16 protein-coding genes and 4 pseudogenes are annotated in these 25,130 nt (G+C 39.1%); 9 read left to right on the forward strand and 11 right to left on the reverse strand.

Going from position 1 to position 25,130, the window contains the following annotated elements:
- Position 1: 1 nt before the first annotated feature.
- Positions 2 to 8,317 carry a type I polyketide synthase gene (locus PLEUR7319_RS0118455; protein ID WP_019506710.1) on the reverse strand — a complete coding sequence of 2,772 codons (8,316 nt, stop codon included), beginning with the start codon at positions 8,315 to 8,317 and terminating at the stop codon, positions 2 to 4.
- A 322-nt stretch (positions 8,318 to 8,639) separates the two neighbouring features.
- Between PLEUR7319_RS0118455 and PLEUR7319_RS0118460 the strand changes: the two genes are divergently transcribed.
- Both PLEUR7319_RS0118460 and PLEUR7319_RS40790 read left to right on the forward strand, forming a co-directional pair.
- Positions 8,640 to 9,227, forward strand: coding sequence for a DUF6262 family protein (locus tag PLEUR7319_RS0118460; RefSeq protein ID WP_019506711.1), 588 nt, complete (start codon positions 8,640 to 8,642; stop codon positions 9,225 to 9,227).
- A 247-nt stretch (positions 9,228 to 9,474) separates the two neighbouring features.
- The gene (locus PLEUR7319_RS40790; protein WP_144054336.1) at positions 9,475 to 9,702 is read left to right on the forward strand and encodes a hypothetical protein; all 228 of its coding nucleotides are present in this window, start codon (positions 9,475 to 9,477) and stop codon (positions 9,700 to 9,702) included.
- Positions 9,703 to 9,716: 14 nt separating this feature from the next.
- Here the strand turns inward: PLEUR7319_RS40790 and PLEUR7319_RS0118465 are convergent, their stop codons facing one another.
- The 3 genes from PLEUR7319_RS0118465 to PLEUR7319_RS0118475 all read right to left on the reverse strand — a co-directional run bounded on the left by PLEUR7319_RS0118465 (position 9,717) and on the right by PLEUR7319_RS0118475 (position 11,904).
- Positions 9,717 to 10,043, reverse strand: a complete 327-nt coding sequence (locus PLEUR7319_RS0118465) for a hypothetical protein (protein ID WP_019506712.1) — start codon at positions 10,041 to 10,043, stop codon at positions 9,717 to 9,719.
- Positions 10,044 to 10,211: 168 nt separating this feature from the next.
- Entirely contained in the window at positions 10,212 to 10,913 is a 702-nt protein-coding gene (gene folE, locus PLEUR7319_RS0118470) for a GTP cyclohydrolase I FolE (protein ID WP_019506713.1), read from the reverse strand.
- Between the two features lie 19 nt (positions 10,914 to 10,932).
- The gene (locus PLEUR7319_RS0118475; RefSeq protein WP_019506714.1) at positions 10,933 to 11,904 is read right to left on the reverse strand and encodes a GTP-binding protein; all 972 of its coding nucleotides are present in this window, start codon (positions 11,902 to 11,904) and stop codon (positions 10,933 to 10,935) included.
- A gap of 155 nt (positions 11,905 to 12,059) precedes the next feature.
- On the opposite strand from PLEUR7319_RS0118475, the pseudogene PLEUR7319_RS0118480 reads away from it, so the two are divergent.
- Both PLEUR7319_RS0118480 and PLEUR7319_RS43575 read left to right on the forward strand, forming a co-directional pair.
- Positions 12,060 to 12,395, forward strand: a pseudogene (locus tag PLEUR7319_RS0118480) (GTP-binding protein); the annotation flags it as partial.
- Between the two features lie 2 nt (positions 12,396 to 12,397).
- A complete protein-coding gene (locus PLEUR7319_RS43575) occupies positions 12,398 to 12,505 on the forward strand; it encodes a GTP-binding protein (protein ID WP_083892578.1) in 108 nt (35 codons plus the stop codon).
- A gap of 75 nt (positions 12,506 to 12,580) precedes the next feature.
- Here the strand turns inward: PLEUR7319_RS43575 and PLEUR7319_RS43580 are convergent, their stop codons facing one another.
- On the reverse strand, positions 12,581 to 12,817 hold the full coding sequence (locus tag PLEUR7319_RS43580) for a ClpX C4-type zinc finger protein (RefSeq protein ID WP_202804300.1): 237 nt from the start codon (positions 12,815 to 12,817) through the stop codon (positions 12,581 to 12,583).
- Between the two features lie 60 nt (positions 12,818 to 12,877).
- Positions 12,878 to 14,146, reverse strand: a pseudogene (locus PLEUR7319_RS42770) (sigma-70 family RNA polymerase sigma factor); the annotation flags it as partial.
- Between the two features lie 256 nt (positions 14,147 to 14,402).
- Here PLEUR7319_RS42770 and PLEUR7319_RS0118490 point away from each other — a divergent pair.
- The gene (locus PLEUR7319_RS0118490; protein WP_019506717.1) at positions 14,403 to 14,792 is read left to right on the forward strand and encodes a hypothetical protein; all 390 of its coding nucleotides are present in this window, start codon (positions 14,403 to 14,405) and stop codon (positions 14,790 to 14,792) included.
- 261 nt (positions 14,793 to 15,053) lie between these two features.
- Here the strand turns inward: PLEUR7319_RS0118490 and PLEUR7319_RS0118495 are convergent, their stop codons facing one another.
- Entirely contained in the window at positions 15,054 to 16,136 is a 1,083-nt protein-coding gene (locus PLEUR7319_RS0118495) for an MBL fold metallo-hydrolase (RefSeq protein ID WP_019506718.1), read from the reverse strand.
- A 121-nt stretch (positions 16,137 to 16,257) separates the two neighbouring features.
- On the opposite strand from PLEUR7319_RS0118495, the pseudogene PLEUR7319_RS0118500 reads away from it, so the two are divergent.
- Together PLEUR7319_RS0118500 and PLEUR7319_RS43585 are read left to right on the forward strand one after the other, a co-directional pair.
- Positions 16,258 to 16,536: pseudogene (locus PLEUR7319_RS0118500) on the forward strand (helix-turn-helix domain-containing protein); the annotation flags it as partial.
- A gap of 285 nt (positions 16,537 to 16,821) precedes the next feature.
- Positions 16,822 to 17,719: pseudogene (locus PLEUR7319_RS43585) on the forward strand (IS630 family transposase).
- Here PLEUR7319_RS43585 and PLEUR7319_RS35930 read toward each other — a convergent pair.
- A complete protein-coding gene (locus PLEUR7319_RS35930) occupies positions 17,691 to 17,972 on the reverse strand; it encodes a hypothetical protein (protein ID WP_019503389.1) in 282 nt (93 codons plus the stop codon). The pseudogene PLEUR7319_RS43585 and the gene PLEUR7319_RS35930 sit on opposite strands and share 29 nt — an antisense overlap.
- A 102-nt stretch (positions 17,973 to 18,074) precedes the next feature.
- Positions 18,075 to 19,466, reverse strand: coding sequence for an IS4 family transposase (locus PLEUR7319_RS0118515; protein WP_019503390.1), 1,392 nt, complete (start codon positions 19,464 to 19,466; stop codon positions 18,075 to 18,077).
- A gap of 336 nt (positions 19,467 to 19,802) precedes the next feature.
- Here PLEUR7319_RS0118515 and thrS point away from each other — a divergent pair, with 336 nt between their 5' ends.
- Complete coding sequence (gene thrS / locus PLEUR7319_RS0118520; protein ID WP_019506720.1) at positions 19,803 to 21,701, forward strand: threonine--tRNA ligase; 1,899 nt, start codon at positions 19,803 to 19,805, stop codon at positions 21,699 to 21,701.
- 135 nt (positions 21,702 to 21,836) lie between these two features.
- The gene (locus tag PLEUR7319_RS0118525; protein ID WP_019506721.1) at positions 21,837 to 22,457 is read left to right on the forward strand and encodes a DUF4440 domain-containing protein; all 621 of its coding nucleotides are present in this window, start codon (positions 21,837 to 21,839) and stop codon (positions 22,455 to 22,457) included.
- A gap of 81 nt (positions 22,458 to 22,538) precedes the next feature.
- Here PLEUR7319_RS0118525 and PLEUR7319_RS0118530 read toward each other — a convergent pair whose 3' ends face one another.
- Together PLEUR7319_RS0118530 and PLEUR7319_RS0118535 are read right to left on the reverse strand one after the other, a co-directional pair.
- Positions 22,539 to 23,738, reverse strand: coding sequence for a bifunctional nuclease domain-containing protein (locus PLEUR7319_RS0118530; RefSeq protein WP_019506722.1), 1,200 nt, complete (start codon positions 23,736 to 23,738; stop codon positions 22,539 to 22,541).
- 155 nt (positions 23,739 to 23,893) lie between these two features.
- Positions 23,894 to 24,949 (reverse strand): macro domain-containing protein, encoded by a 1,056-nt coding sequence (locus PLEUR7319_RS0118535; protein WP_019506723.1) that lies wholly within the window; start codon positions 24,947 to 24,949, stop codon positions 23,894 to 23,896.
- Between the last annotated feature and the right edge of the window lie 181 nt (positions 24,950 to 25,130).

Below are 25,130 nucleotides of genomic sequence, written 5' to 3' on the forward strand. Positions count from 1 at the left end.
ATTAGTTTCTATTTAGTTGTTTAAGTTCTTCTAGCAATAAAGCTTCAGCTTTAGCTTCTGATAACTGTTCTATTTGAGTAAATTCCTTCTCTGTTTTAGAGGGAAAGGCGATCTCGTCATTTGATATAGACAAGATGTGAGCAACATGATTAGCGATCGCCTGTATGTTTGGATAATCAAATAGTGCTGTTGCCGACAGTTTAATGTCTAGACTGGTTTGAAGTTTATTACGTAGTTCAACCGAACTTAGAGAATCTAGACCAAGTTCAGAGAATCCCTGAGTAGTATCGATCTCTCTTATCCCTAATATTTGGGCTAATTCTTGTTTAATAAGCTGAATTAATAAAGATTGGCGATTGTGTGGCTCGCTGTTGGCGATTAGTTGTTGCCAGGTAATTATCTTTTCTGATGGAGATAAATTAAAGTTGGAATTAGCTGTAGGAGAAACCAAATCTGTATAAAAAGGTTTAGCCTGGTTCTGTTTCGACCATTGCATCCAATTAATGGGAATTACGCCAATTTGCGCTATGGAGTTTGATAATAATTGCTCAAAAATTTTTAGTCCTTCCTCTAAGGGAATTGTGCCAATCCCTTGTTGTTGCCAACCTTGATTTACTTGGTTATTAGCTGCCATCCCTATATTTTGCCAGCCTCCCCAGTTAATTGCGATCGCCGGTAAGCCTTGAGCTTGACGAGCATGGGCTAAATTATCTAAAAAATTATTGGCAGCACAGTAGTTTGCCTGTCCCGCAGCACCGATTAAGGAGCTGGCAGAAGAAAACAAAACAAAACAATCTAGATCATATTTTTGGGTTAATTTATGGAGATTCCAGGCTCCTTGCACTTTAGGTTGTAGTACCTGTTTAAATCTTTGCCAATTTTGCTGAAGCAATACCCCATCATCTAAAACTCCCGCAGCGTGAATCACCCCTCGCAGTGGTGGTAAAGTTGATTCAATTTGAGTCAATGCTTGATTTAACTGTTGTTCATCGGCGACATCACCATAAATAATTTGCACCTTACAGAGTTGCTGTAATTGCTCTAACTGACTACGAAGATGAGGCTTAACCTCGTTGCGTCCCATCAACACTAAATGTTTGATTCCCTTAGTTACTAGCCAATGAGCGACTTGTAAGCCTAATGCACCCAAGCCCCCAGTAATGAGATAAGTATCACGGTAAGCTGATGAAAAATCATTTTTTCTGTCTTGAGTGACAATAATTTTGCCTTGGTGTTTTGCTTGCTGCATATAGCGGAAGGCATCAACCACTTGTTCCGATTTAAATGTTTTATGGGGTAAGGGTTGCAGTTTACCTGATTTAAATTGGGCTAAAAGCTGACTTAGCATCTGTCGAATGAGAGCAGGTTGAGTCTGAGTCACTTGCCAAAGATCGACAACGAAGTAAGAGAGGGTGGGATTAAATTCCTTAACCTGAGTATCTTGCCAAATACCTTGTTTGCCAATCTCAATAAATCTTCCGTTATCTTTTAATAGTCTTAAACTCTGGAGAATAAATTTACCTGATAAAGAATTCAACACAACATCAATCTTGCTATTCCCAATTTGAGTGGCAAAATCTAGGGTGCGAGAATTCATAATGTGTTTTACCCCTAGAGATTTGAGTAGATCCCATTTTGGTGGGGAAGCTGTGGCATATACTTCTGCCCCCAGCTGATGGGCGATCGCAATTGCTGCCATACCCACTCCTCCTGCTGCGGCGTGAATTAGAACTTTTTCTCCAGGCTGAAGTTGGGCTAGATGAATCAGGGTATAGTATGCCGTGAGGAAAGTTACCGGGATAGTAGCTGCTGCTTTACTGGTGAGGTTATCTGGTTGATGGATAGCGAGTAAGGAACTAACAGTGAGATAGTTACTAAAACTATGAGGAGAGATCGCCATAACGCGATCGCCAATCTGAAAATTAGAGACATTTTGCCCCACTGCTATAACTTTTCCCGCACACTCTAAACCTAAAAACTGGCTCTCCCCTGGATATAACCCCAATGCCACCATGACATCACGGAAGTTTAGCCCAGATGCTTCTACTTCAATGGCAATTTCGTTATCTTGCGGTTGAGGGCGAGATATGGTGTGCCACTGAAGACTATCAAGATTACCAGGGTTAGTGATTTGAAGCTGTTGCGATGTTGATTGATTATCTAGGGAAAATCGTTTTAATCGAGGAACATATCTTTGATTATTGCGCCAAGCGATTTGATTCTCTTTATCTACTGAACATAATTCCTGAAAAATTAATTCAGCTTCATTTTTTGTTGTTTCAGATTCAAGATCGATCAAGACAGGATTAAATTCTGGATGCTCTAGAGCGATCGCTTTGACCATGCCCCATAGACAAGATTGAGCCAATTCTGATGCTGTAGGTTGGAAATTTTCGATCACAGGTTGAGCATTACGAGTGACAAACCAAAGTTGGGGATTTTGATTCTGTTTAATTAAAGTCTGAATTAGATTGAGACTATAGCGGCAGGTTTCAGTTGCAGTGTCTAAATCGGACAAGTTTTTGATTTTTTTCTGATCTGAACTCCAGAGATAGATAATTCCAGTTAACTGTTGATCAATTTGTGAAATTGTTTCTTTAATCGAAGAGAAAGAAGTGATTAAACTGCATTGCTGCTTTTGAGATTGCAGTAAATCAACTATATTTCGGCTTAAATTATTATCATCGCCCAAAATCAACCAATGTCCTTGATTATTGAATTTTTGATCGGCAAATTGCTGTTCATGGGCGAACAACCGTTCGTCAGTAAATATCTGCCATTCAGGTTTGTATAGCCAATTGTGCCAATTTAGTTGTAAATTAGCCTGTTGCGATTTTAATCCTACGATATGACAAATTAAATTACCGCAATCGCTATAAAGCCATAAGTCGGCTGTAATGATTTGGTCATGATCAGTATCTCTGAGTATGACATGACTCCATAGTTTTGAGTCGGGAAGACTGTATAAATTGAATTGATCTAAACCGACAGGTAAATAGGTATTTGTCTGTAACTCTGGTGGCAAAGCAGCGAATAATACTTGGCAACAACCATCAAGTAGTGCAGGAGTGAATTTATATTGATGATCTACATTACTGGTTATTTTAACTCTGCCTAAAGCTGCCCCTGGTTTGCCCCAAAGTTGTTTGATTACCTGAAAATTGGCACCGTAATTAATTCCCCTTTGTTGGCATTTTTGATAGTAGGTGGAGATATCTAGTGGATTGTTGGCAAACTGCTGTTGTAATTGCTGCAAGTTAATAGAATCGCTGTATGGTTCACAGGATAATATTTGTCCCTCGCTATGCAAGCTCCATTCATCCCTATTCTGGCTGTATATTTGCCAAGTTGCACTGTCAGTTTTAGGAGTTAAAATCAACTGTACTGTTACAGGAGTATCGGATAACCAAAGCGGTTTTTGAATGGTTACGTCTGTTAAAGTTAGGGGCGTAGTAAATTTTGTTCCCCCCGCAGCTAATGCCATTTCTAGATAGGCAGCACCAGGGAAAACTGGATTGTTATTTAAACAATGATCTTGTAAAAAATCAGGATTTTTGGCGCTTATTTGAGACTGGAATAATGTTTGTTTTAAAGGAGATGAAATTTTTTGCCCCAGTAAGGGATGAGTAGATTTAATTTGAGGTCTAATGGAATTGGGTTTAGGGAGATCGAACCAGTATCGTTTTCTCTGAAAAGGATAAGTAGGTAGAGAAACTCGGTGAGCATTTTCAGCGTTAACTCCTTGCCAGTTGATATCTACTCCCCGTAAATATAGTTGAGCCAGACTAGAAAGTATCTGGTGTTGTTCTTCTTGCTTGGGATTGAGACTAGAAACAAAAAGCGATCGCTCGTCTGCAACGAGACTTTTGGCGATCGCTGTTAAGGTAGGTTTCGCCCCAATTTCCAGCCAGATATTAACTCGTTGTGCTGCCAAACTCTCAATACTCTGAGCAAATTGTACTGGTTGCAGAATATGGTCTACCCAGTAATCGGCACAGGCAATATTTTCTCTGGCTATTTCTCCTGTGACATTGGAAACTAGAGAGAATTGAGGTACCGAATAATCAATCGATTTAGCTACTTGCCGAAACTCCTCAATAATTGGCTGCATTAAGGAAGAATGGAAAGCGTGAGAGACTTGGAGATATTTGGTTTCAATGTCTGCGGTTTCTAATAGCGTAGCAATATTATCTATCTCTGTTTTTAAGCCAGAAACGACTAAATGAGTACCATTATTAGCAGCTAGAGCTAGTTGATTATTGTTTAAGGTATTTAAATTAATTACTGATTCTAATTGATTTTGATCAACAAATACTGCCAGCATTGCCCCATTTTCAGGCAAACTTTGAATTAATCTACCCCTAGCGGCGACTAACTTCAAACCGTCTTCTAAATTGAAAACCCCTGCCAAACAAGCAGCAACATATTCCCCAATACTATGCCCCATGACAACATCAGGTTTAATTCCCCAAGATAGCCAGAGTTGAGCTAATGCATATTCAATAGAGAATAATACAGGTTGGGCGTAGATAGTTTGGTTGAGAGAAGATGAACTTTCCTGATCAAGAATTTCTAATAGAGATTGCTCTAAATACTTTTCTAAAATTTCAGCACAGCGATCTATTGCTTGTTTAAATACAGGTTGGGTTTGATAGAGTTGCCTTCCCATACCTTGGTATTGCGAACCCTGCCCAGTAAATAGCCAAGCTATCTTATTTTGCTCAGTTTGATTTATTTGTCTGAAGTTATGGTCTGAAATTTGAGCATCTAACTGTTGTTGTAACTGCTGCCTATCTATACAAACAATTGCCAGTCGATGTTCAAAGTGAACACGCCCTGTATTGGCAGTGAAACAAATATCGTTTAGCTGAATTTCGGTATGTTTAGTTAAATACTCTTGATACCTTGTAATTAAAACTTTTAGGGCAGCCTCAGTTTTAGCAGATAAGGTTAACAATTGCGCTGAAAAAGAAGATTTTAACTCCTGTTGTCTAACTTCTGCCTGCTGCCTTCTACCTTCTAGAATCACATGAGCATTGGTACCACCAATACCTAAGGAGTTTACTCCTGCCCGAAGAGGTAATTTATCTGATTGCCAAGATTGAAGTTTAGTATTGACGTAAAAAGGAGTTTGCTGGAAGTTAATCTGAGGATTAGCTTGTCGATAATGCAAACTGGCAGGTATTTTTTGATGATAAACCGATAGGGCAGTTTTAATTAGACCTACAATACCCGATGCTATTTGTAAATGTCCCACATTAGTTTTAACTGAACCGAGCGCGCAATTGTCCTGTTTATCTGTCAGGTTGAACGCTTGGGTTAAAGCTGCAATTTCAATCGGGTCGCCCAGTTTAGTTCCCGTACCATGAGCTTCTACGTAACTAATCGTTTCTGGATTTACATCAGCTACTGCTAGAGCTTCAGCGATCGCCCTGGCTTGACCATCTACATTGGGAGCCAGGTAGCCCACTTTGCTGCCACCATCGTTATTAACTGCTGAACCTTTAATGACCGCATATATGCGATCGCCATCGTCTACTGCCCGTTCTAAATCTTTGAGTACTACTATCCCTGCTCCACTACCAAAAATTGTTCCTGTAGCATCTGCATCAAAAGCCCGACAATGACCATCCGCAGCTAAAATCATTCCTTCCTGATACAAATAACCCATCTTTTGCGGTGTATGAACCGAGACTCCGCCCGCCAAAGCCAAATCGCATTCGCCATTGAGTATGCTTTGACAAGCTAAATGCACTGCTACTAGGGAGGTGGAACAAGCTGTTTGTACATTTACGCTAGATCCAGTGAGGTTTAATTTATAGGAAACCCTAGTAGTCAAATAGTCTTTATCGTTAGCTACCGTAGCTTGAAAGCCTCCCATTGAGCTGAGGTTGACTACCTGTAAGGAGTCTTGCTCATCTAGTAAATAACGATTGGGATAAACATGATTGAGAAGATAAGTATTAATTGCTGCACCACCATAGAGGGAGATTTGCCCCTGGTAATTTAAAGGGTTATACCCCGCATCTTCTAAACTTTCCCAAGCACATTCTAAAAATAAACGTTGTTGCGGATCGAGTAATCGAGCTTCTTTAGGACTATAACCCCAAAATTCGGCATCAAAATCTTTTATTCGGTCTAAAATCGGGCTGGCATTAACGTAGTTGGGATGATCAATTAAGCTTGGTTCAACTCCCGCAGCAGATAATTCTTGTTTATTAAAGAAAGAAATTGACTCAACGCCATTACTAAGATTTGACCAAAACTGCTCTAAATTTTCTGCACCAGGAAAGCGACAAGACATTCCCACTATTGCCACTGCGCGATCGCCAATTTGCTTTCGTCGTAACTCTCCTCGCTCTCTACCCTGTTGTACTGCCAAGGATTGTTGATTGCTATTAAGATAAGTAGCCAGTGCTTTAATCGTCGGATATTGAAATAAATCTGTAACTGATACCTGAGTTGCTAACTTGGTAGCAATTTCGTTCAGTATCTGCATTAAGAGCAGGGAATTGCCACCCAGTTCAAATAAATTATCTTCAATACTTACTATTTCTATATTCAGTGTCTGCTGCCAAATTTGAACTAGTTTTTGTTCAATCTCGTCACGGGGTAAATCCTGATTATCTAATTTGCGATCTTTAAATAATTGAGAAATGCGATCGCAGATAATGTCGAACTCCCCTGTCTGAAATCTCTGACTTAATTGCTGTCTTTGAATTTTACCGATCGCTGTTTTGGGAATTGTTGCTTGGCTGACAGGTAAAATGTATTTTGGATTAACTCCAAGTTGAGTAAATACAGTCTTACGTATCTTACTAATTAGCTGAAGTAATTTGACTGAATCTGCTTCAACTGTATGTATAAATACTGCTATTTGCTCTTGATTGCGACTATCTTTGACACTACAAGCAGCTGTATAAGATACAGTTACCCCTGGAATGGTTTCTACTGCTGCCTCAATTTCATGATTATAGTAATTAACCCCATTAATAATAATCACATCTTTTTGACGACCAGTAATAGTTAAGTGACCATCTTTGAGAAAACCTAAATCTCCTGTATTAAACCAACCATCATCAGTAAAAATTTCCTGATTCAATTCTGGTTTGCCATAATATCCAGAAAATATCGTCAAACCTTGTACCTGTAGTAATCCTGTTTCTCCTTCCAAAATCACTTGATTTGTCTCATCTACAATTCGCAGATTAACTCCAGGGATAGGTGCACCAACCTCGACAAAATCTTGATTACTACCCTTGCCGAAGTTATGGGAATGAGCAATACCAGAACAAGTTTCTGACATACCGTAACCAGGACTAACAGCATTAGCAGATAAACCGTAGGGTGCAAGTAACTCTAAAAAGCCTTTAGTAGTTTTGCCCACAACTGCTTCTGCTCCATTTCCCATCCAGCGCACAGCAGATAAATCCCAGTTATATTGATTTCCTTTTTCTAACTGTTCATTGACTAAACCATAGCCAAAGTTGGGACTCCAAGTAGCTGTGACGCGATATTGACTGATTAAATCAAGCCACTTTAAAGGATCTTGCAGAACTAACTGATTAGAAACCTGAATTTGCTGGCAACCGAGATAAACTTCTGTCAGGTGAAACATGACCAAGCTGGCAACATGTTCCAAAGGCATCCAATTTAAAGTGACATCATTTTGGGATAAACCGTTAACCCTTGCCATGCCGTAGATGCTGGCTAACAAATTTCTGGTAGATAACATTACTCCTTTTGGCGTTCCCGTACTGCCAGAAGTAAATAATAATAGTGCCAAATCGTCTAACTGATTGGAATGATAATGATGATCTGGAGATAAATTGGCAAAACTTTCTAAAGCAACTACTGGCGTTGAAAGTTCGTAATTACTGATAGCCTGCCTTAAATCCTGTTCAGTCACAATTAATTTAGGCTGACATAAGTTGCATACTTGCAATAGCTTACTATTGGTAGAATTCTGATTATAAACTGAGGCAGTATCCAAAGGCACTGGTACAAAACCCCCTAACCAACAAGCCCAGAGACAGGTTAAAAAATACTTTTGATTAGATAACTGTAATACAACCCGCTCTTGAGGTTCTAAACCATGTTGGCGTAAACCGGTGAGAACTTTGGCTGCTGTTACTAATAACTGGGCATAAGACTGTTGAACATTAGTATTGTCTTGAAGATGGTAAATGATACTTTTTGTTTGACTCGCTGCTTGTTGGAGAAGTTTAGGTAGAGTAGTTTTAAATACAGCGTCAGGCAAGGTATCACCACAGCTAATTGCCATTCCTGCCAATGACTGCTGCTGAATTTTTTCCATTGTCTACTCACCTCACACCTTTATCAGAATATTGCTTCTTGTAATTTTATTTGATTGTTATTTTATTTACAGCCAAAATAAATCTTAACTGTGTGTATGACCGGGTGCAATCCACGTTTGAAGCTAACTCATACCTAGAAGTAATTGGGCTCCGCCCACCGCCGGAGGCGATTGGACTCCGTCCAGGCTCCGCGATCGCCTGGAGATATTTGTAACTATAGATACTATTAGTTAGGAAAAGACGCGACCATTTGGTTCTTGCTTAGAGACCATAACTGATAGCTAGTTGAAAATTAAAATAAATTAGTTTAGAACAATAATAATGATGTCAGATAAGAGAATAGAAGCTTTAAAATCAGCAGCCGAACAGAAAAAGAATGATGCTTTAAAGAAAACAGAAAAGGCTATTCAAACACTTGTTCAGAAAAATCACAAAATTACTATTCGTTCTGTAGCAAGAGAAGCTGGAGTTTCTACTAGCTACATTTACAAGTATCCAGAGCTTGCATATCGAATTCAAACTCTTAGAGAACAGCAGAAGTATAACCTTGTTAAACCTCAAACACCTACTACTAAGTCACATCAGATAATTGCTACTCAGCTACGTAACCGAAACAAAATAATTGAACAAGAAAAAGCAGAGCTAAAAAAAGAGATAAAGGTCCTAGCTACAAATGTTTATAAAATGTCACAAAGCGAAAATTCAGTTGAACACCTCAAAGCTCAAAATATTGAACTGTTAAATGAAAACAAGAAGCTAAAGAAACAACTAAAACATTTTGAAAACGAGATTTGTGACTTACGAGAATTTATCCTTAGACAAGGATATAAGAGTAAATTTGACAATCAAAATGAAAATAATAATCTTAAAGTTATAAAGTTAATTTCAGACGATAAAAAGCTTTGTTAGATATTTAAAAACTGATAGCTAATAGCTGATGAGGCGATCGCACAAGAGTTTGATGTGAGTACAACTACAGTTAAATATCATCTTGATAAGAAATGAGTAAGCTCTTGGCAATTCAAGGAAAAATGAAGATGCTAGATTCTTTTTGCGGATACGCCTAAATTTGCATTCAGGACATTAGATCAAAATCCAATTGTGATTGATTATTTAGTTAGCGATCGCATTATCCGAAAATCATACCTTTATCAGTGTGAGCGAGAAAACCGCATCTTCAGCGCAGCAAGGTGCGGATGAAAGCCCTAAAGGATTAGCTTTGCGTCACGAAGCTTCACCCTTTAGGGTGCAAACCTGCTGTCTAACGGTGATTCGCCGAACCAAGAATCCCCAACTTTATCCGAAGGTGTATCCTTTAGGACAAGCGACGTTAGGAGCTAAGTTGTGGGAGTGTCAATTATCAACGTATCAATTTCTAGGTTGACGATCGCTTTTTTCTCAAAGCTTTAAGTTCTTGTAATTGTCGTTTGTTTTATTGGAATCAATATTCCGCACCAGATTTCTATGACTAGCACAGTCACAACCGTAAAGCTCAATTGCCATATCTCCTTCTCGGTCGATTTTAGCGGCGGTTTCAGCATCATAAGCACTACAACCACAGCCCACAAAAGGATAGTCTGTCTCACTTTCAGGAATTTCAGCCATTTGACTATCTAATTCAGGAGCAGTAAAAACATACTCTTTAGCACTAACAGAATTAGTCCCTAATAGAGAGAATACTATTGAACCAGAACAACCTAAAGTAGTCAGTAATTTCTTATTCATTAATTTCCTCTGGAAAAATTAAAAGTCAATTATATCTTGCTAAAAATTAATTTTTAAATAACTAACTGGCGATCGCACGTTAAGATAAAAATGAAAGATGATGATAACTACGGTATCTAGAAAAAGAGATGAGTTCAGACCCATCTCTGATAGTGACACGCAAATCAATTAACGCAACGCAGGGTTGTGGCGAATTAAACTCATGAACTCCTGACGGGTTTTTGCATCATTAGCAAATACACCTCTAACCGCACTAGTGGAAGTCCAAGAACCAGGTTTTTGTACTCCCCGCATTACCATACACATATGGCTTGCTTCGACTACTACTGCAACCCCTTTTGGTTGTAATAATCCTTGGAGTGCATCGGCGATTTGGGCGGTTAATCTTTCCTGCACCTGCAAACGTCGTCCGTACATTTCACAAATACGAGCAATCTTTGACAGTCCGATTACTTTACCATCGGGAATATAAGCTACATGAGCGCGACCTAAAATGGGCAAAATATGGTGTTCGCAGGAGCTAAACAGATCGATATCTCTAACCAAGACCATTTCATCAGTATTTTCGTGAAATACTGCCCCATTGAGCAATTCGTCTAAAGATTGATGATAGCCAGAAGTCAGAAATTTTAAGGCTTTGACCACTCTTTTGGGGGTATCTTTCAAGCCTTCGCGGTCTGGATCTTCTCCCAATCCTAAGAGTAAAGTCCGTACTGCTTGGCGCATCTCCTCTTCTGATACAGGAGGAGGACACGTCATTTGAGGTTCCCTCAAATGCGTGAGATGTCCGTGCTGTTGCGTAGTATTTAGTTTGGGTAATTTAGTATCGATTTTGTCCAATTGATTTGGTTCGGACTTAGCTAAGGTCATAAATTTGAATAAGATGAAATTAAACAGTAACGGAAGTAGCCAAGCAGTCATTTAACTGTTGGCGGAGTTTATCGGTATCTAAATGACGACCGATAAAGACTAACTGGTTAACAGGAGGAGTAGACCAAGGTTCGGACTTAATATCGTTGCGCTGTCCGCAGAGTTGGAAGATGTGACGTAATTGACTTCCTGCAAACCAAACAATTCCTTTAGCACGAAATACTTCGAGGGGAAGTCCTTCGTTTAAAAACTTTTGAAATTTATAGACATCAAAGGGTTGATCGCTCTTGAAGGACAGGGACACAAAACCATCGGCTTCTAGATGATGGGAATGATAGTGATGATGTTCGCGATGTTTTGCTTCAGGCAAACTATCTGTCTGAGTTAATCCTACATCTAAGATTAAAGGTAGGGGGACTTGAGCGTATTGGGTATGAATAATTCTGGGATTATTTTTAACCGAAGCAATATAGGTTTCTAATGCGGTTAATTGTTCTCTATCTACTAAATCGGTTTTATTCAACAAAAGAATATCCCCATAGGCAATCTGCTTATACGCCACCTCACTCTCAAAATGTTCTGGGGTAAAGGTTTCTGCATCAACTAAGGTGATAACCGAGTCTAAGCGCGTAAAATCCCGAAAATCCGAACCAACAAAAGTCAAAATAATCGGCAAAGGGTCGGCTACACCAGTAGTTTCAATAATCAAACGCTCTACTTTTGATTCCCTAGCCAAGATTCGCGTTACTGCTTCTACCAAGCCTTCATTAATGGTGCAGCAAATACAACCGTTGCTCAATTCCACCATGTCATCGTCATAAGCTACCAAAAGTTGAGAGTCGATATTGATATCGCCAAACTCGTTAACTAATACTGCAACCTTTTGATTCAGTTCGTTTTGCAGGATTTGATTGAGTAAAGTGGTTTTCCCGCTACCGAGAAAGCCCGTAATTATAGTGACTGGTAATCCTTGCTGGGAGATCTCTGACATAGTGAAGAGAAGCAATTTGGTTTACAAATATTCATTATAACGATAATCGTTCTCAAAAGTCTATTAGGGGAATATTTTATTCTCCATCTGGTCAGCTCAAAAAGTCGAAGCTGTTATGATAATCGTTATCACATATACTCATCATCGATTAGTTAATGGATACATCGATACAAGGCATCCCCGTTAGCATCATTACAGGATTCTTGGGTAGCGGAAAAACTACTCTACTCAACCATATTTTGACTCAACAGCAAGGATTGAAAACGGCGGTTCTAGTCAATGAGTTTGGCGAAATTGGTATTGACAACGAATTGATTATAAAGAGCGATGATGACATCGTAGAGCTAAATAATGGCTGTATTTGCTGCACCATCAATGATGACTTAGTTAAAACCGTCCATAAAATTTTAGAGCGCAAAGAAAAACTAGATTATTTGATTGTAGAGACTACAGGAGTAGCCGATCCCGTACCAGTAGTGGAAAGCGTTTTGGTATTGAAGATGATGAATGGAAAGCTACGCCCAAAAATCAATTAGTTTTTATCGGACAGAATTTAGAACCAGAGGAATTAAAAGAATTACTAGAAGGTTGTGTTGCTTAAAACAATACTGCTTTCATTATTAAGGCGATCGCTTTTGAGTAATTCCCACATATAGAAAAAAATTGACATTTTGTTTTAATCGGTTGATTTCTGGGAACGCACTAATGATTCGGCTTCTTCTGGGGTCATGTGAGGAATTTCGTGACTAATAATCTTGTTACATATATCTACACATTCATTACATATGTAAAGACCAGTATCTCCAATTGGTGGACCTGCAATCAAAAGCTCTACCTGCTTATTATTTTTTCTACAAAAAGAACAGCAGACTTCTATGTCTAACAGGGGTTGGCTATCAGTTTTATTAGTCATTGTTTTATCCTGGGGTAATGTAGATTGAGTTTTCTTTTGTAGAGGTAGTAACTGGCTTCTCAACTGACGGCGAGATTTATATAAGCGTCCTTTCACCGCTGCTACGGAAATATTTAAACGAGTTGCCACCTCCTGCAAACTAAGTTGTTCTTGATAAAACAGCAAAGTTGCTTGGCGGTTTTTGTGAGATAGGGTATCGAGAGCTTGTAGCAACTCGGCGTAAGCTTCCTGCTGTTCGGCGACTTGCTGTGGATTGGGAGAACTTCCATTGGCTGGCGACGGTTCACTACCAAAATCTTTCATGGTTTCGAGAGAAAATGAAATTAGCTTACGACGACGTAAATAATTACGACAAACATTAAGAACGATACCGTATAGCCAACTTCTAAAACTATTTGGATTGCGGAGTTTTGGTAGAGACAAATAAGCTTGTAACATAGCATCTTGCACTAACTCAAGAGCTAATTCATTGTTGGCGATTATTCGATTGGCAAGATGTTTAGCCATTGGTTGATAACGCCATACAAGTTGACTAAATGCAGCTTTATCTCCCTTTTGTGCTAACAAAACCAATTCTTGATCGCTTTGAAAAGAAACGAAATTAAAACCATCATCGGCTAAATGATTATTGAAAGCAGATTTGTCCCGTCGAAACTCAGAAATTTCAGCTTGATAGTTATCTGTTTGGGTTAAACCAATATCTAAAATTAGAGGTAACGGTACTTTACCATATTCGCTGGGTAAGATTCTGTATCCTGGTTTAAGGTCTTCAATAAATGCTTTTAATTCAGTAATTTTATCTTCAGTTGCTAAATCAATCTTATTTAAAATCACCATGTCGCCATATCTGATTTGGCTTAAGGCAGCCTCGCTATCAAAATGTTTGGCATCAAAAGCTGCTGCATCCACAACCGTAATTACCGCATCAATATGAGTTAGAAACTTTAATTCTGTGGAGAGAAAAGTCAGAATAATTGGCAACGGATCGGCTAATCCTGTGGTTTCAATTACTAAATAATCTACTTTTTCTTCTCTTTCTAAAACCCGATAAACTGCATCTACTAAACTGTCATTGATGGTACAACAGATACAACCATTATCCAGTTCTACCATATCTGATTCCACTGAAATAAGTAGTTGCTCGTCAATATTAATATCGCCAAATTCATTGACCAATACCGCTATTTTCAGATTATCTTTATTTTGTAAAATTTGATTGAGTAGGGTGGTTTTGCCACTACCTAAGAAACCAGTAATTATCGTTACTGGCATTCCGCTTTTGGGTAGGGATGGCAAGGCATCGGACAGGCTGAAGTTTAGACGAGTCATATTTTTAAGTTAGTTTGTCTCCTGTATATTGATAATGATTATCATTTTAACTCGTTCGGAAAATCTGAGGACACGGATTTAAGATTTCCTCAACAGCGCGGTTGGATATGCTCATCACACCGAAAGCATCCCCCGCGCTCAAAATCTCTATCTGTCCGCGCTTAATCGTTCGGGTGTTATAAACAGGTTTCTAGCAGATTGACAATTTCATGATAACGATTATCATTATTGTTAAGAGAAAACATTAAGAATACCTATGAAAGTACCTTCCTTCTTGGCGAGTAACCGTAGAGCTATTGTTTCAATAATCTCTTTACTAGCAATTTCTAAATCTAGTAATGCTGTCGAAGCCACTAAGATACAAGCACTCCTAACCAAAGGATCTTTTAGCCCTAACCAAACAACATCAAAAGAATCCCTCAAAGCCTGTGTCCGTCATCCCAAAGTGGCTCGATACTTTTGCGCTGAAGCTCAACAATTGCAGGATGTTCGGAAAAATATCCCAGAAATCGATCCAGTAGCTCGCCCTGAAGATGCTTTACTAAATGTTACTGATGAAGAAAGTGATACTGCTGTAGAAATATTTGGTTGTGATTGTATTGCATCAATTAATTGTTTGCGTCGTCTTCGCAATCAATTGCCTTAATTAAGGGGATTAGACTTGCGCCTAGCCAAGCGATGCCTACGGCTAACTTCGTAATCGCATTTCCTCAAATCTCTGAAAATATTATTTGATAAAATCAATACAGCTAAATACACAAACAGTATTTTTATGAATTCAAGTGAAAGAGTTTTTAGTATGAGACATCTTGGCAAATCTATAATTCTGTTATGGCAATTGTAAATTTATCCTCATTTTTTTTGTTTCTATAATTCAAACAGCGATCGCAATTATTTTCAATTATCTCTATATTGGGCGATCGCCAAATTGCCAAAGAACTGGCTGCCATTCATATCGATCTTTCCGCGAGCGTACGTAACCTAATGCGGGGAAAGGCATATGATATGCAACAACCATAGTTCTTTCTCTGACAATTTCGTCTAGAAGTTTACGCCGTGTTATTTGCGCTTGTAGGGGATCAAAATCAAATCCAGTCTGCCAATCAGGATGTTCCAGGTCAAATGCTGGATTGAAAAAAACATCAGCAGCTACAATCAGTTGCTCGTTATCAGAAACAATTCTGAGTACCGATTGTCCTGGTGTGTGTCCTGCTGCATCAATAGTATAAATACCAGGAACTATTTCTTGCTTTGGCTGAAAAAGATTAACGCGATCGGTGATCGCTTCTAAGTGTTTGTGTGCAGCAGCTTTAATACTTTCCTTGAATTGAACGGGAATTTTAAGGGATGACAGGTCAATATTTTTAGCCGTCCAGAATTGCCACTCCGCTTTTGAAATATGGTATCTAGCATTGGGAAACGTTAGTTGACCGTTGTTTTTTACAATACCTCCAATATGGTCGGGATGAGCATGAGTGATAATAACGGCGTCAATGTCTTGTGGCTCAATGCCAATACTATGCAAATTGGGAATAAGTCGCGCAAGTCCAGTTCCTAGCTCACTTCCCGCACCTGTATCTATTAAAATCTTGTGTTTTCCAGTATCGACATAAACAGTGTTAAAGTAAAGGTTCAATTCATTAGGCGACCAGAATCGCTCCAGCATGGCACGTTCGACCTCTTGCGGATTTGCGGTAGGTGCATAGGTTGGTAAGGGTGGTAACTTTAACAAACCGTCAGAAATTACCGCAACTTGAAAACTTCCTATCTTGAAATGATAGACCTCTGAATTTGTATTGTTGTTCATCTCTGTTGCTTCGACCCGATTGAAACTAACAATTACAACGAACAACACACCTACAGCGATCGCCCAAAGCTGAAATTTGATAATTTTAGTAGAGAACGACAAACCGACGCTACCAAATCCAACCAAATTTTGGAGTCGCCGTAAACTAACGTGTTGAATCCTAGAATGTACAGACCATTTCATAAATGTTTGATGTTTGAACTTTTGTCGTCATCGTAAAAGGAACACTATTTCTTAACAAGAAGCTAATTTATGCTGGTATACAAACCAATACGATAAATAGAGCAATCTAAACTAAAACTTTATGATGGACAAGCGAAAACGTCGCCAAGAACTAAGTTTGTTTTTAAAACAACGTCGAGGTCGCATTTCTCCAGAAACTGTTGGATTGCCCAAAGGTTCTCGAAGAAGAACTCCAGGACTTCGACGCGAAGAAGTTGCTCAACTAGCTGGAGTTGGTTTAACTTGGTATACATGGCTAGAGCAAGGAAGAGAAATTAATGTTTCTGCTCAAACCCTCGATAGTATAGCCCGAACACTTCGCCTAAGCGAACCAGAGCGCAATTATCTATTTGAATTAGCTACCCCAGAACTACATTTAACTCAAATCTGACTTTTCACGGTATCTTGGGTCGAAAAAAAACTAGGTAATAATGTTCGCTAACTTTTGTTCAATCTTGAGGTTTCCTCAACCAAATCTGACAAACCCATTGAAAGTGTACTCATCCCTCGCTCCAAAGCTTCAATTCGACCACGACGTGATAGAGCTTCAACCGCTTTCAAATAAGCTTGACTTCCAGCTTTATAGTCATTCTAAATAGGAAACATATGAAATAATATAAGCTAGATGAGAAATCAATCAGGTTAGATGACTTATAGTGTAGATTTGCGAAAGCGGGTAGTGGACTTTGTAGCGGCTGGAGGCTCCAAAGCCGAAGCATCAAGAAGATATGAGGTAAGTCTATGGTGTGTGAATGATTGGTGTCGAAGAAAGAATTTGACTCCAGCACCACAACTTGGAAGAAAGCGAAAACTAGACTCTCTAGCAATTGCCCAACATATTCAAGAAAATCCAGATGCTTTGTTAAGAGAAAGGGCGCAATATTTTGGAGTGCATACGAGTGCTATTGGGTATGCCCAGAAGCAAATGAAGTTAACTCGTAAAAAAAACGCTGAAATACACTGAACGTAAGCATAGTGAGCGAATCAGCTTTCTGAGAAATTTACGTAAAATTGTCATTCTTGACGGATCAAGCAATTTAGTTTACTTGGATGAATCAGGCTTTGAAGAATATGTCTATCGTCCTTATGGCTGGTCAAAACGAGGACAAAAAACTTACGGCGATTGCCCGAAGGGCAGTGGCTTCGCCAATCGCAATGGTAAAAGAGGAACAAGAACAAGTCTGATAGCTGGCAAAAGAGGCAAAGAGTTGTTAGCACCAGTTCTTTTTAAAGGAAGTAAATGGTGCTTTATGGTTTAATCAATGGCTCGAAGAGCATCTAATTCCCGAATTGAAACCAAACTCCACTCTAATTCTTGATAATGCGGCATTTCATCGCAAGGATGATGTGTTTCGCATTGCCGAACAAGCGGGTCACAAAGTTTTGTTTTTACCACCCTATTCACCTGATTTTAATCGTATCGAACAAGACTTTGCGACGCGAAGCTAATCCTTTAGGGCATCCTCAAAAAAAGACGTATTTATTCCGCTCCTGGTACTTCCTTGGATGACATCGTTAAATCATACGGAAATTATTTAGAATGACTATACCTAAATATTGATGACGAGAAGGATTGCCATTTTTGGTGACAAAAATCGGCTCATGGGACATCCATTTGTAATACCAATAACGACCACCCTTTTTTCCTTTAGCTTGGTAGCGCACAATCCAACAACCAGACGGAGCAATTTCACCTTCGTCCCTTATGTCTTGAATATCTTGTTGGAGTTGTTTAATAAGATGTTTAAGTTCATCTAGACGAGTGGCTAGATCCTTCTGTTGACGGGCATTAGCCATAGTTCAGCTCAGAAATAATCGGATATAGTTGTGTAACAAAGTTCGCCAACTATATTCTCATTCTAGTCCTCTCCAAAGTTACAATCAACTCGCTTCTAAACTTCAACCAGGGGAGCGTAATTGCCATCCTTCACATAAAGATTGCAGCTCTAAAAAGCCACGCCATAACACCGTGATGCCAATATTACTCTTTCGGCGATGACTCAAGTAACCGCCCAAACGAGCTACAGCTTGTATCGCCCAAGCTACCGTTAAATCTACTGCGGTGACTGATTTTCCAAATTTGGCAGCTAAAACCTCAATTTGTACCTGATTTAAAATTGAAGATGCAGGTGCATCTGGTTTGGTTCGATGAACATAGGTCATTTTTAACAATTGTGCAGCGATATTCGTTAAAAATCCCAGTAAAACTTGCATACTATCTCCAGATAGACGATAGCTTTCCGCTTTACACCCTGACTTGAGAATTTTATGATATTCTTCAATTCGCCAACGGTAAGTATACCATCGTAAAATGGTTTGTGCTTGTTCCCCATTGGTAACGGGTTCGGAGGTCAAGATCATCCATTCTACGGGTTCACAGCCTTCTGGGGGGTCAATTTCTACGGCATAAACCCCATAAACTTCAAAATATTCTGGTTCTTTCATTCTGGCAGGACTGCGAAGTTTGATGGGTGCATATCTAATTGCCAGAGTAGCGGTTCGCTCTTTTCGATTTGGGGTTTTGGCTAATTCTACTGCTACTTCCATCTTGATAGATTGAGATGGGAGCCATGACCATAAATAACTGTTTGACTCTGATAATGCCCTATTATGTGCTGCTCTTACCACTAACCCTGTATTTGCGGTTTGACTGACTTGTTCAAAGACTTCCGCGATATCTCCTTCTCGGTCAAATACATGAATTACTTTGGTGCTAATACTCTCTGGTTCGGATTTTTCTAAGAGTTTCTGGACGGATTGGAGAGCTTCTATCCATTTATAAGATTCTTTTTGTTCAATCGGACGTCTTCTTGCTTCCGCTTGCTTTTTCTGCTTCTGTTTCTGAGTTAAACTCTTACTTTCTTCATGATTTCGATGCCACAGTTTTTCTGTTAATAATCCTATGGGTTGTCCATTCTCCCCATTTACAGCTAAGGTGCTATGTAAAATTAGTCCATTCCCACCATTGCCAATGGGTCCATATTCGGCTCTTTTTTCGCGGATTTTCTTGTAATCGAGATAGGTTGTATCTCCTACTGCTAATACGATTGAGAGTTCTTTAATCTGCTCTGCTGTTTGAAGATGATAGGGTTGGCACACACTGTTTAGGCTAGTTTTCGGATTGGCAAAGAATTCATAAGCTCTTTTCAGGTCACTTGCTCTCTCAAAAATCGCGGAGAGTGGTTTGCCATATTTTAACGATAATCTCGATTCGATGAACATAGCCCTTTTGGTTAAACGCTGATCTCCAAAGTCACATTTTTCGGTTATTAAATTTTTGGTCTGATTCATTCACCACTCAAAATCTGCTCAATTATTTTGCTCTATCGAGAGGGCAGATTTCTCGAAATGGATAAAATTGTTAGCGAATATTGTTACACAACTTATATACCCTTCAAAAGATGCCGTGAAAAGTCAGATTGAACGATCCCCCCAGCACAAAGCTGGTTTTATTTATTCCAGATCCAGATTCTGCGACAAAACAGAAGCTCGAAAAAATCAATCTGTAGGATCTATCTATCTGAGTATCTCAGCGTAATTAATTAAACACTCTCATGCTCTTTTTGTTTCTATTCCAGATTTGATTTGCGCTATAATGATAACGATTATCATTATAATAATTCAACAATGGTCAGTCAGTTAACTCAGTCTCCCTTACAAATTGCCAATCCAGAACAACTAGAGCGCATTCGTCACACTTGCGCTCACGTTATGGCAATGGCAGTACAAATCCTATTCCCAGAGACAAAAGTTACGATTGGACCAACTACAGATGCGGGTTTTTATTACGACTTCGTTCGCGTAGCGTCTCGGAACGAGAATCGCCCGCAACCTTTTACTCCTGAAGATTTGAAAAAAATTACCAAGCAAATGCGCTTCATTATTAAAGCTAATTTGCCCATTATTCGGGAAGAGGTAACTAGAGAAGAAATTAAAGCAGAAATTGAACAACTAGAAGAGTCCTACAAACTAGAAATTTTAGATAGCATTTCTGAAGGAGAAACCATCACTCGTTACTATATCGGCAGTCCTGACGGCGGTAGATTGCCCAATGTAGGAGAAAAGCTAAAGAGTGCTTTACCAGAACCTTCTTTGATTAAACCCGTCAAAATTCCCGCTACTGTATCTTGGTGGGATTTGTGCGCGGGACCTCATCTCAACTATACAGGAGAGATTAACCCCAAGGCTTTTGTCTTAGAAAGCGTAGCTGGGGCATACTGGCGGGGAGATGAAACCAAAGCTCAATTACAACGCATCTATGGTACTGTTTGGGAAACTCCCGAACAGTTATCAGCTTATTTACAACAACAAGAAGAAGCCAAGCGTAGAGATCATCGCAAACTAGGCAAAGATTTAAAACTGTTTAGCATTCAAGAAGGTGCAGGTGGTGGTTTGGTATTTTGGCATCCTCGCGGTGCAACTATGCGCTACATCATTGAAGATTATTGGCGTAAAGCTCATTTAGATGCAGGTTACGAACTCCTCTATACTCCCCACGTCGCTAACTTAGAATTATGGAAAACATCGGGACATTTTGACTTTTATCGCGAAAATATGTTCGATTCGATGGATATCGAGGAACAGGCTTACCAAATCAAGCCCATGAACTGCCCTTTTCACGTTTTAACCTATAAAAATGACCTCCATTCCTATCGAGAATTGCCTTTGCGCTGGGCAGAATTAGGTACGGTGTATCGTTACGAGCGTTCTGGTGTCCTACATGGTTTGATGCGGGTGCGGGGTTTTACTCAAGATGATGCCCATATTTTTTGTTTGCCTACCCAAATTGCAGGGGAAATTCTGGGCGTGCTGAATTTAACGGAAAAAATTCTTTCAGATTTTGGTTTTAAAGACTATGAAGTCAATCTTTCCACTCGCCCAGATAAGTCTGTCGGTACAGATGAAGGTTGGGAATTGGCGACTCAGGCTTTAGTAGAAGCTTTGAATAATAAAGGTTGGGACTACCTGGAAGATAAAGGTGGTGGTGCTTTCTATGGTCCTAAGATCGATATCAAAATCAAAGATGCCATTGGACGTACTTGGCAATGTTCCACTATCCAGGTAGATTTTAATTTACCAGAACGCTTTGGCATGGAATATGTAGCAGCCGATGGTTCTCGTCAACGTCCGATTATGATTCATCGGGCAATTTTTGGGTCTTTAGAGCGTTTTTACGGGATTTTAATTGAAAACTACGCAGGAGATTTTCCTTTATGGCTAGCACCGATACAGGTACGCTTGCTACCAGTGAGTGAAGCACAAAGAGAATATGCTGAAGCTGTCGCTGCTAATCTCAAACAGGCTGGTTATCGAGTAGAAATAGACTGTTCAGGGGAACGTTTGGGCAAACAAATACGTAATGCCGAACTAGAAAAAATCCCTGTAGTGGCAGTAGTTGGCAAGCGGGAAGTCGAAACCCAAACTTTAAGCATTCGCACTCGCCAGCAAGGAGATATTGGAACGATGACTTTGGCTGAGTTAAGGGCAAATTTGGCGCAAGTTTTAGTTAATAAAAATAAGATTTAGAGGGTATCCAAAGCGAAATTTTTTATCGCCTTCATCGGGAATTTATTTAGATTATTATTTCTCAGCTAGCAAGAATGATAATCATTCTTGCTAAAATCTGATATTGTTGTTTTTGGTTAGATTTAGGTAAAAAATATGTCCTTATTAAAAGATTCAGTTATTTTAGGCAGCTTGAATTTTTTTAATTCAATTTGGAACAAAAAGAAATTAATCTCTTTTGTTTCTGTGACAGCCTTGTTAGTTGCTATTACTCCTCTATCTGGTTTTGCTCAAACAATGATTCAGATAATGAAAAAAGCCGAAAAAGAGGTAGCACAAAGTACTGATATCTGGCTAGATACAGTCACTTCTGGTTCTGAAGAAGTAGTAGATGAAGTGGTAGCACTATATGCCGAAGATGGAGTTTTGTGGGGTACTGTCTCCGAGCAAGTAAGGTCTACCCCCGTAGAAATCAGCGATTACTTTGAGTATTTTGCTAAGCTTCCCGAATTGAGCGTTAGTTCATATAAAGGTTGCGTAAGAGTGTACGATGAAAATGTTGCTATTAACACTGGCTACTATACTTTCACCTATAGTAAAGACGGTCAAACCAAAGTAGTACCTGCACGCTATAGTTTTGTCTATCATAAAGGCAGCAACAATCAATGGGAGATTATAGAACATCACTCCTCTGCTTTGCCTGAAGCCCCTGAAACACTGGAGACAGTTAGTACAGAGCAAGACACTTGTGAAAACGGGTTACTGGTAGAAAGATAATTACTGTCTAAGATGAATGAAAGTAGATTAACTTATAGATAGTAAAGCGATCGCTAACAAGAATAACATTTAGCTTCCGTATTACAATCGATCTCGATGAAATAAGAACTTCATCGTTAGATTGTTTATTGTTTCCCAGTTTTCCTCTCTGCTTTTTAGCTGCGATTGCTCCTCTTGTCGTTTTTTCTTAAGTTCCTGCTGTTTCTGCTGGCGGTAACTCATAAGTTCGGATAATCCTCGACCAGTCGGTGCATTCTCGATATCTGATGGAACTTGGATTGCAGCCTCTTGCATAACTGCTTCGTTAACATAGATCGGACTGTTCATGAGTAATGCTAAGGCGATCGCATCACTCGGTCGCGCATCTACTTCTTTAATTTGACCTTCACAATCTAGAGAAACTATGGCGTAATAAATATCTTCATGCAGAGATTCCACTCTAACCGACTTTAAGTTCACATTGGCAGCCTGTAATATATTGGACATAAACTGGAAAGTCATCGGTCTGGTTAGGGAAGTTTCTGTAAGAATTTGAGCGATCGCTTCTCCTGAAGGAATTCCCACAAAAATAGGTAAAAATCGACGATTCACTTCATCCCACAAAATTGCTACACAACTGTTTGAATTGAGAACACTGTTTGGAAGCTCGACAATTGGTAAATAAATCAAATCTGCAACGGTAACTTGTATCATAGGTTCGATTCTTTTATCTTCTAGGTAAAGTGGTATAAATCTTTCTTTTAGCTGTTTTCTGGATTTATGCAGACGACCTTTGACTGCTGTCACAGAACTATTTAAAAGTGCAGAAATTTCGTATATGGTTAATTGCTCAAAATAAAACAGTAATACTGTAGTTCTATTTTTGGGAGATAAAGAATTAACTGCTTCTAGCACTAGATTGTATAGTTCTTGTTCCTGAGCAACTTTCATCGGGCTGGGAGAAGTTGCGCCAAAAATGTCTGCGTCTACTTTCATTCCGCCCATAATCTCTTCAAAGGAGAGGAAATTAATTTTTTGATGGCGAATATGACTACGGCAAACATTTAAAACAATTCCACAAAACCAAGATTGAAAGCGGTCGTCATCTCGCAGTCGATCTATCGAAAGATAAGCTTGCAAAAGAGCTTCTTGAACCAGATCCTGAGCAATATCTACTCTGCCAACCATTTTTCGAGCAATGCCGAATGCGAGCGAGCGATGGCGTTTGATTAAATGGCTGAATGCAACTTTGTCACCGCAGCGGGCTAAAGCTACGAGTTCGGGATCTGTTTTTTGACTCACAACTTCTACTAATTTGAAAACACGTATATTTATTAGTGGTAAAAATACAAGAAAAGGTTACTTTTTTGAGCATAATTTTTTCAATAGCCTCCAAAAAGCTATAGTTCAGCTATATTGACGATCAAGATCGCTTGCGATCGCAAGCTTATTAATTACTACCCATTAATTGCAGATGAATTACTCAACCAATTTTGCTGCTTAAGACGTTCCCAGGCTTTTTGTAGATGACTGGGTTTGAATAGTTTGCGTTTTCTGTCATTCCATTGTTGCACTAGCGCGATCGCTTTTTCACAATCTTCTGCTGCTTGAAGATCTTCTTTCGTAACTACCCAGTGAATGGTTGCTAGCATTTCCATTCCATAAGGAGTTTCAAAACCATTAATTAAATTACTAACTTTTTCTAAACGTTCATTAGCTTCAGGATGCTGTTCTAGATAATTATATGCTGCTTTTTTTCCTTCTGGTAAGACATACATTTGAGATTGTTGAGAGCGATCTCCATAACCCCGAATAAAATGACCGTCTAATCTTTGCAATACATGATTCAAATTATCTGCATAAGGTCCAAATTGATGTTTTACGTAGTTAAGTTTTAAGGATTCCCCTGCTTCTTGAAGAAAATATGCCAGTTTTTGAATTTCTATTTTAGTTAAGCGATAACCTGGAATTTCATATATTTCTAACAACCGAATAAATAAAGCACGAGCAAGAGTCATATTTGGCTTTTTGGTGGCGACTTTGATTTTATCGGCTACTGGTGCGCCCCCAGGTTCAAAAATTACTACTTTAATATCTGGTAATTCTGCAAAAGCATTGCTAATCATCGGCTTGACTTGCTTCCAGTTTAATCCACCGTTACCGCATCCCAGAGGAGGAATAGCTAGGGATTTAATGTCAAGTCTTTGTACTTCTTCAACTAAAGCTTTTAATCCAGATTCAATATCTTCTATTTTTGATTTTCCTCTCCAGTGACGTTTGGTAGGAAAGTTAATAATGTATTTAGGAAATAGTTTACCTGTAGAGGTGATAAACATTTGTCCTGGTTGGACTTGTTTAGCATCACAAGCTTTTTTGTATTGCTTGAAGTTTTCGGGAAATGCTTGTTTGAATTGCAAAGCAATACCTTTCCCCATCACACCAACACAGTTGACTGTATTGACGAGGGCTTCAGTATGTTCTTCTAAGAGGTTGCCTTGCTTGTATTCAATCATTTTCCTTGATTAGCTTATTTAGCAATATTCATATTTTATTAGTATTCATGTACTGATAAAAGTTTATCATGGATAGTACCATTGAGAATATATTTTCACAGAAGGCTGATGTTTTTGTTAACGAAATAGTCGCTTTATCTATTCAAGATATAACTAAGCGATCGCAATGTTAAATCTTTGT

Source organism: Pleurocapsa sp. PCC 7319, assembly GCF_000332195.1.
Taxonomy (GTDB): domain Bacteria; phylum Cyanobacteriota; class Cyanobacteriia; order Cyanobacteriales; family Xenococcaceae; genus Waterburya.

What these genes read in the sequence shown, in the direction of transcription:
- PLEUR7319_RS0118515 (WP_019503390.1), bottom strand. Translation starts at nt 19,466, where the DNA reads ATGAATCAGACCAAAAATTTAATAACCGAAAAATGTGACTTTGGAGAT.
- PLEUR7319_RS35930 (WP_019503389.1), bottom strand. Translation starts at nt 17,972, where the DNA reads ATGGCTAATGCCCGTCAACAGAAGGATCTAGCCACTCGTCTAGATGAA.
- PLEUR7319_RS0118460 (WP_019506711.1), top strand. Translation starts at nt 8,640, where the DNA reads ATGATGTCAGATAAGAGAATAGAAGCTTTAAAATCAGCAGCCGAACAG.
- PLEUR7319_RS43580 (WP_202804300.1), bottom strand. Translation starts at nt 12,817, where the DNA reads ATGACTAATAAAACTGATAGCCAACCCCTGTTAGACATAGAAGTCTGC.
- PLEUR7319_RS0118535 (WP_019506723.1), bottom strand. Translation starts at nt 24,949, where the DNA reads ATGATTGAATACAAGCAAGGCAACCTCTTAGAAGAACATACTGAAGCC.
- PLEUR7319_RS0118455 (WP_019506710.1), bottom strand. Translation starts at nt 8,317, where the DNA reads ATGGAAAAAATTCAGCAGCAGTCATTGGCAGGAATGGCAATTAGCTGT.
- PLEUR7319_RS0118465 (WP_019506712.1), bottom strand. Translation starts at nt 10,043, where the DNA reads ATGAATAAGAAATTACTGACTACTTTAGGTTGTTCTGGTTCAATAGTA.
- PLEUR7319_RS0118475 (WP_019506714.1), bottom strand. Translation starts at nt 11,904, where the DNA reads ATGTCAGAGATCTCCCAGCAAGGATTACCAGTCACTATAATTACGGGC.
- folE (WP_019506713.1), bottom strand. Translation starts at nt 10,913, where the DNA reads ATGACCTTAGCTAAGTCCGAACCAAATCAATTGGACAAAATCGATACT.
- PLEUR7319_RS0118525 (WP_019506721.1), top strand. Translation starts at nt 21,837, where the DNA reads ATGTCCTTATTAAAAGATTCAGTTATTTTAGGCAGCTTGAATTTTTTT.
- thrS (WP_019506720.1), top strand. Translation starts at nt 19,803, where the DNA reads ATGGTCAGTCAGTTAACTCAGTCTCCCTTACAAATTGCCAATCCAGAA.
- PLEUR7319_RS0118495 (WP_019506718.1), bottom strand. Translation starts at nt 16,136, where the DNA reads ATGAAATGGTCTGTACATTCTAGGATTCAACACGTTAGTTTACGGCGA.
- PLEUR7319_RS0118490 (WP_019506717.1), top strand. Translation starts at nt 14,403, where the DNA reads ATGAAAGTACCTTCCTTCTTGGCGAGTAACCGTAGAGCTATTGTTTCA.